At 39.5% G+C, this 6,984-nt stretch carries 7 protein-coding genes; all 7 read right to left on the bottom strand.

Annotated elements, in window-relative coordinates; translation table 11 throughout:
* Window positions 1-18 precede the first annotated feature (18 nt).
* Window positions 19-930, bottom strand: a complete 912-nt coding sequence (locus tag ACIQZ6_RS10940) for a sugar phosphate isomerase/epimerase family protein (protein ID WP_395811022.1) — start codon at window positions 928-930, stop codon at window positions 19-21.
* Window positions 931-954: 24 nt separating this feature from the next.
* Entirely contained in the window at window positions 955-1,626 is a 672-nt protein-coding gene (locus ACIQZ6_RS10935) for a bifunctional 4-hydroxy-2-oxoglutarate aldolase/2-dehydro-3-deoxy-phosphogluconate aldolase (RefSeq protein ID WP_395811020.1), read from the bottom strand.
* A gap of 9 nt (window positions 1,627-1,635) precedes the next feature.
* A complete protein-coding gene (locus tag ACIQZ6_RS10930; protein WP_395811018.1) occupies window positions 1,636-2,064 on the bottom strand; it encodes a nuclear transport factor 2 family protein in 429 nt (142 codons plus the stop codon).
* Window positions 2,065-2,076: 12 nt separating this feature from the next.
* Window positions 2,077-3,183, bottom strand: coding sequence for a bile acid:sodium symporter family protein (locus ACIQZ6_RS10925; protein ID WP_395811016.1), 1,107 nt, complete (start codon window positions 3,181-3,183; stop codon window positions 2,077-2,079).
* Between the two features lie 23 nt (window positions 3,184-3,206).
* Window positions 3,207-4,130 (bottom strand): RraA family protein, encoded by a 924-nt coding sequence (locus ACIQZ6_RS10920; RefSeq protein WP_395811014.1) that lies wholly within the window; start codon window positions 4,128-4,130, stop codon window positions 3,207-3,209.
* A gap of 65 nt (window positions 4,131-4,195) precedes the next feature.
* The gene (locus tag ACIQZ6_RS10915; RefSeq protein WP_395811012.1) at window positions 4,196-5,149 is read right to left on the bottom strand and encodes an amidohydrolase family protein; all 954 of its coding nucleotides are present in this window, start codon (window positions 5,147-5,149) and stop codon (window positions 4,196-4,198) included.
* Between the two features lie 35 nt (window positions 5,150-5,184).
* The gene (locus ACIQZ6_RS10910; RefSeq protein ID WP_395811010.1) at window positions 5,185-6,846 is read right to left on the bottom strand and encodes an aminotransferase class V-fold PLP-dependent enzyme; all 1,662 of its coding nucleotides are present in this window, start codon (window positions 6,844-6,846) and stop codon (window positions 5,185-5,187) included.
* Between the last annotated feature and the right edge of the window lie 138 nt (window positions 6,847-6,984).

Genomic DNA, 6,984 nt, shown 5'->3' with positions numbered 1-6,984 from the left:
CTTTGGGCTTTCAGCTTACTAAACCCTTGCCCATGCCAAATTCAGCACACGCTTTGCATTTGCAATAACGATATCTGCATCTTCATCTCCAAAAGGCTTGATCTCAAAACTGACCACCGGAGGGGTCTGCGTGTTCAGAAAGCCAATATTTAATAATACCCTGAGATAATCTACAACTTCATCTACATCATTTTCACCATTTGGGAACCCGAAGCGGGGATGAACATCGCCATATGCCGCCATTTCAGGATCCTTGACTACACAATTTCCGATATGCGCATGAACAATGTAATCTTTTACAGGTAGTAAAGATTCTTCAATTGTTTCATGGATCAAAGGAATATGACTTAAATCAACCATCAAGCCAAAATGATCATGGCTTTTTCGAATCTCTTTTGCATAACGCAGTGCAAGATCGGCCGGACCGATTAGGCTTTTTTTATCTACATCATAATCAAAAACCTCTAATGCAATTCTCATATCGCCTTTACTTTTTGCATATCGGCAAATTTCATTGGTAGAATTAACCAGAGCTTGAAAAGCTTCTTCTTTTCGGCTTTCTTCATAGTTGCCACTCAAAAAAGCAAAACTTTTTGCACCTAACTCATAAGCCTCGTCAATTCCGGCCATTAAATTTTCTAAGGCCTTTTGGCGTTCCTGTTCAACTAAATGATTAATGTTTAACCCGGTGGTTAATAATCTTGGCTGAGCACCATAAGCGATGGTCATATGCGATGTTTCAAGCATTTTTTTTACTGCTATTCTCTGCTCAGTGTCTTTAATCGTTGTGATCTCAATGGCACTAAAATAGTCATCTACAGCAATCTTTCGAATGGTTTCAAGCACCGGACCTTCTCCCTTGATTGTTGCAGGGAAAGCCATAAAGTGGACCAAACCAACTTTCATGTATTTATAGATTGATTCGTTCATTTTTTGATAGAATATTGAAAATTATTATTTCTTAAAACTTTCTCTGATTAAACTGATCAGCTCAAGCGCTCTTTTAGACTCGGCTGTTAACTGAGCATATCGCTTATTTTCAATCACGTCTTTAGTGATCATTTTACTGCCTCCAACTGCGCAAACCCCAACTTTAAACCAGCTTCTAAGATTTTCTTCGTTAAGTTCAATGCCGCCTGTAGGTAAAAAAACAATGTCTTGAAAAAGCGCCTGCACTGCTTCAATATAAGATGGACCTAAGGTATTAGCTGGGAATAGCTTAACGATCTTTGCCCCGCAAGTTTCGGCTCGAATGATTTCACTCGGAGTCATGCAACCAGGAACACAAAGAAGATCATTCTTATCAGACAATTCAATCACGGACTCCAAAATTCCTGGACATACCAAAAATTCTGCGCCTTCATCAATATACGTTTGGGCAGATTCCACAGTTTTTATTGTACCAATACCTAATCGCATTCCGGGCAACTCGGCATCACATACTTTACGCATTTCGCGGAAATTTTTTAAGGCGCGATCACCGCGATCTGCATATTCAGTAGTTCTAATTCCTCCTGCATACATTGCCCTCATCAAATCAATACTAACTTCAGCATCAGCCGAATAGTACAATGGCACAATTCCCTGTTCTTTTATAAGCCTTGAAAGCTCTATTTTTAAATTCATCTTTTAAAATTATAGCTTATAGCCTTGTCGAGCAAGCAATTTCCACTTGCCATGCTTTTTCTGCCAAACCAATATGTTTCCAAATTTTAAATCTAGAGGAGTTCCTTTATTTACAGCCTTAGCAGTTACAATATGTCTTACAATTGCATTTTTACCTGCCATTGTAATTTTCTGATCAAAGGGTTCAATACTTTTAAAAAATGTAGGTCCATTCACTACTCCTGCAATAAATGCCTTCTGATCCTGAATTAAACCAGCAGAATGCCCATAGCTTAATTCGTCGCAAGTGAGGGCCTTTAAAGTAAGACTATCTGTATTAATGATGGCATTATTAATAGCGATGACCAGCTTTGCTATTTGTGTTTCTTTTTTGGATTGAGCCCGTACATTCAGACTAATCACTGTAAGTAGAGTTAAAATTTTAAAGTACTTGAGCATGATTATTTATTTTTATAGTTTATTAATTACATCCTTATCATCGCTATCTGCAATGGGCTTCCCTTTCCAGTAAGATGCCAGAATAGAACCGGTAATGTTCATCATCGGGCCAAAGATCATTGGCGCAAGCCCGACGGTTCCAAGCTTACCCATTCCATAGGCCAGGCCTTTTGAAAGACCAGCATTCTGCATCCCCACATTAATTGCAATAGTTCTCGAATCTTTTTCACTCATTTTAAACAAACGAGCAAACCAATATCCTATGGTATAGCCCATGAGATTATGGACCAAAACTAATAGAATAAGAAGTGGCCCAACCGTTAATAGACTTTCACGACCCACGGCGGTAACAATAATAATGATAAATGCGATACCAAACATGGATACGATGGGCATTACTGCATTGATCCACTTCATTTTATCTTTCAGGAGTTCATTCGTTACCATAGCGAGTGTGACCGGCAAAATAACCATCTTCATAATGTCCCACATCATATCAAATACATTGATCTCAATGAATGAACCTCCTAATAACTTCATTAACAGGGGTGTCAAGAATGGAGCCAATAAGGTTGCTATTGAAGTAAGTGTAATGGATAGGGCAAGATTAGCCTTTGCCAGATATGAAATAACGTTGGCTGCAACAGCATTCGGTGCACATCCGATCAGAATCATCCCTGCTGCAATCTCAGGAGTAAAACCACTGATGTTTGCCAATCCAAACCCAAGTAATGGCATGATCATAAAATGGCTTGAAACACCTACAAGAACCCCTTTCGGAGATTTAAATACGCCAATGAAATCTCTGTAGCTCATAGTTATACCCATTCCAAACATGATTAACTGAATCAGGGGAGTGATCAAGCCAGATAATTTATAGCCATTGATTTCAAGAAAATAGTGCGGAAAGATCATTGCTGTAGAAACTACACCGAAAATCATTACAGGATAGGCAAATCCTTTTAAAGCTGATGCACCACGAATTCCGATGGCAACAGATATAAGTGATGCGATCAGAAAGGGCTCGGCATCAGTAGATCTGTTGAGCAGATATAAGCTAAGTGCAGCGAGCATACATATAATGCCAATTCCCAATACGATTTTAAAAACAGGTTTCATCCGATTTAATTTAAGGGGGAATATTACCAGGTTCTTTTTAACATGAACTGATCAAGCTGAGCGCGACTAATCTTTTTTTCTTTTGGATTTTTTTCTAGCCACTTCATATATTCTGCTCTGATTTCTTCGCTCCATTGTGTATCAACCTGCCCCGCTTTATACACCCCATTTTTAATCATTTCATGACCAAAACGATCTTTTGAAGCAATGAATTCTGCAGTTGAAATAACCTGTTCAGCCAAATGTGCAGGTATAAATACAACCCCGGCACGGCCAGCAATGACTAGATCTCCGGGTAAAACAATAGCTTGCCCAATTGTAACCGGAGTATTCAAACCCATCAACACAACACCCTGCAAAAACTGAGGCGCAAAATCTCTCACAAAGGCATTAAATCCTTTAATCTCGGCCAATCCATCCACGTCGCGGGCAAATCCATCAAATATTACTCCATTTCCTGAGTTTTTATAAATTACATTTCCAAGGTTATCACCCATCAGTGACCCTACTCTGCCTTCATTATCAGCAACATACACATCGCCTTTGGTAAGCATATTGATAGGCCAGTGCAAATGCCTGCCTTGTTTGCCTTCTGCGGCGGCACGATCTACGATATTTTTCTCAACATCAGGACGAATAGGCATATAAAAAGCCGTTAAAGCCCTTCCAATAACCTTTTCATCTTCATGCAATATTTTCCAATTTCGTTCGTATTGATACAGATAGCCTTCATTATTTAATATTTGCCAGGCCTCTTCAATCCCAATAGATTTTGCACGGTTCAACAACTCGTCAGGTATACGTGGCCGACCATCCTCAAAACGTTCACCTTTCCAGGCAGAAGTTAAAAAAATCAATTCCTCTTTAGGAATAGCTTGAGCGAACAACGATGTTAAGGGCAATATCAGCAAGCACAAGGAAAGCAATAACTGGAAACTATATCTCATGTGTGTAATAATAAGTATTATCTATGTGGCGATTAGGATTTAATTTGATATGGTTCAATTCAAACTCAAGACTTTCCAGGAAATTTCCATATACCGAGGGCATTTTTTCCCATAATTAGGTCTAGATCGTCATCCGTATAAAAATTACAGTATTTATCCATGAATTCCAGTTCTTTATCCATTGGCAATTCCCATCTTGGAAAAGGATAACCGGTACCCCAAATAATCTGCTTGGCTCCAAACTCTTCATAAATGGCCTTGTAAAACGGCAAGGTATCTTCATAGGGATACTTTTTAATCTCTGACATTTCATAAGGCTCTGAATTACTTATCCAAACATTGGAGAAACGGCTAAGCTTAAACATTTTTTTAAATTCAGGCCAGCAATCTGCAGCTTTCAGATCAGGTTTGCCAGCATGGTCAACTACAATTTTCACACCCGGAAAGCGCTCTGCCATATCCTCTAACATTGGCATCTGGTGGGGAACAATATAATAGTTGAAGCAAAGCCCTAATTTTTCTGCTTCCTTCCAAAGAGGATAATGTTCTGGAGAGTTTAACCAGGTTTCTTTGGGGTGATAAATCGGGCTGAATCGCATTCCCTGAAAGCCATGCTCATTTACCCAATATCTGAGATTATCCACTATTTTGGGATCATGCGGATTCAATAAACCATGGGCAACAAAATGATTGGGATAAGTTTTAACACAATGAGCCTTATAAGAATTATCCCATCCATAATAACGCGGATTTATTAATACCCCATAGGTTATGTTGAAATCCTTCATCTGCTTCACCTGGTTTTCAATTGGAGCCTCAATGGCCACTTTTAGATTTGGATTCTCAGGATGTTTAAAAGGGAATCTTGGATCAAAATTCCAGGTCTCAACATGAGTATCAATAATCAGGCGCTTTTTGAAGCTTTTACCAGAATTTGAAGCCAAAACAGATGCAATCGGATTTAAAGCACTGAGTAAGGGCACTGCTGCAATTCCCTTTAGTATATCTCTACGTTTCATGTTAAAATGGTTTAATAGTTATCAAACATTTCTGATTAGGTGGCTAAAGGCTGACCTCCCGGAATCATGACTTTTTGACGCGGAAGTTTAGTTTTATTTCGCTTTGCTGTAAATTTTGCTGTTAGGTATTCACCCATATGAATATCTCCAGATATGGTATCACCACTTACTTTTCCGGAAAAAAGGTAAATGATAATATTTCCAACTATAGGGATTGTACTCTTAATCTTCACTTCATCTCCATCAATTGTACCCACCATGTTTTTACTATCCAAATCTCCCTTATGAATACCCTGAATCCAGTTTCCATCTTGTTCAATCGTAAAAGTATGCTGGCTGGTACTTAATGCGTACTGAACTTCAACATCCCAGCGTCCGCTTAGGTTAATTGCAGGTGTTTTCATTTCGGGATTAGGACTGCGCTTCTTTGATAATACTTCAAATAACCGATCGGCAACAATCTTTTCTTCGCCCGCTTGCATATGCCCTGGTGTAATTTGTATGGAGCTTGTACCATCGGGTTCATCCCGATTCCCAAGCGCTATTCTTGGCTTATTTCTTCCCACTTCTTCTGCAATTTCGTATCCTGTAACATGAAACTTTTCAGGATCCCAGATAATATGAAGTACCGGATACTTATTGTTTAAATTGACGGGCTCAACTACCTTGGTGCTAATTCCATTGATCTGATTAACTTTCTTTGAAATGACCTCAAGCCAACTAAGCCATCTTTTCCACTCCCCCTCATGATCCCGTTCTAGCCAGTCTTCAACTGCAGCAACCATACCTACTATTTCATCTCGATCCAGTTTATTGTCGCGGCCCGGACCATGATGCGGAGCACTTGCCTGCCATGCGGCTAATAAAATATTTTTATTTCCAAGCATCAATCCTGCCGACTGCGGCCCGCGGATTGTTTTACCACCGCTGTATGCTACAATATCTGCTCCTCTTTTTAAATGATAAGGAGGAATGGTCAAACTCTCTGCTGCGGCATCCATCAAAATTGGAATATTTTTCGGTTTAGCTATTGAGGCAATTACCTCCAAAGACAAGGGCTGACCTGTATCAGAGGCGGCCCCAGGAGTACCTGATGTAAGGTAGATCATTGCCGTTTTTGAATTAATGGCCTTTTCTAATTCTTCAGGAGTAGCTACAGTAATTATTTTCACACCAATATTACGGACTGCATGATCATAATGCTGGCGGGAATATCTTGGAATGATAACCTCCGTTTTTTCAAATCCGGTAAGATCAGGAATGCGGATAAGTCTTTCTGGACTACCACCGGTAACACAAGCTGCCGTAATATGTTTGACTCCGGCTGCACATCCTGAAGAAACCATTCCCCATTCTGATTTTGTGAGTTCTGCTAAACGCTTTCCAACAGCTTCAGCAAGCTCATCAAGCTGTACAAAATTTGTGCTGGCCGCTTCTAATGCAAGTTTCACTTTTGGTCTTTTGATAGACCCCCCTATAATGGTATAAGAACCCCTGCAATTGATGATGGGCTCAACACCCATTGCTCTGTATATATTTGTTTCTGACAAAAAGGAATTCAATGTAGTTAGCGATTCTGAACTTTGTGCTAAAGAGTTGTTTTCTGTAACAGTTCCAGCCAAAACCGAATCACTTGATAGAACACTTCCAACAACCGGTAACATGGCCAGTCCCTTAATTACATTTCTGCGTTTCATGCTGTTATATTATATTTTAACTAAAAAATCCTTTTTCTATTTTGTATAAGGCGTTGCTGCCAGGCCATTCAGATCCCAAATAATTCGACCAGCTCTTACTGTCAATTCTGCTTCAAACTTTTGATTACCTTCTATCCG

It is taken from the genome of Daejeonella sp. (genome assembly GCF_044348475.1).
Lineage (GTDB): Bacteria > Bacteroidota > Bacteroidia > Sphingobacteriales > Sphingobacteriaceae > Daejeonella.
Note: the sequence above shows the minus strand (reverse complement) of the source record. Positions and strands in the feature narration are given on the sequence as shown.

What these genes read in the sequence shown, in the direction of transcription:
- ACIQZ6_RS10940 (WP_395811022.1), bottom strand. Translation starts at nt 930, where the DNA reads ATGAACGAATCAATCTATAAATACATGAAAGTTGGTTTGGTCCACTTT.
- ACIQZ6_RS10935 (WP_395811020.1), bottom strand. Translation starts at nt 1,626, where the DNA reads ATGAATTTAAAAATAGAGCTTTCAAGGCTTATAAAAGAACAGGGAATT.
- ACIQZ6_RS10930 (WP_395811018.1), bottom strand. Translation starts at nt 2,064, where the DNA reads ATGCTCAAGTACTTTAAAATTTTAACTCTACTTACAGTGATTAGTCTG.
- ACIQZ6_RS10925 (WP_395811016.1), bottom strand. Translation starts at nt 3,183, where the DNA reads ATGAAACCTGTTTTTAAAATCGTATTGGGAATTGGCATTATATGTATG.
- ACIQZ6_RS10920 (WP_395811014.1), bottom strand. Translation starts at nt 4,130, where the DNA reads ATGAGATATAGTTTCCAGTTATTGCTTTCCTTGTGCTTGCTGATATTG.
- ACIQZ6_RS10915 (WP_395811012.1), bottom strand. Translation starts at nt 5,149, where the DNA reads ATGAAACGTAGAGATATACTAAAGGGAATTGCAGCAGTGCCCTTACTC.
- ACIQZ6_RS10910 (WP_395811010.1), bottom strand. Translation starts at nt 6,846, where the DNA reads ATGAAACGCAGAAATGTAATTAAGGGACTGGCCATGTTACCGGTTGTT.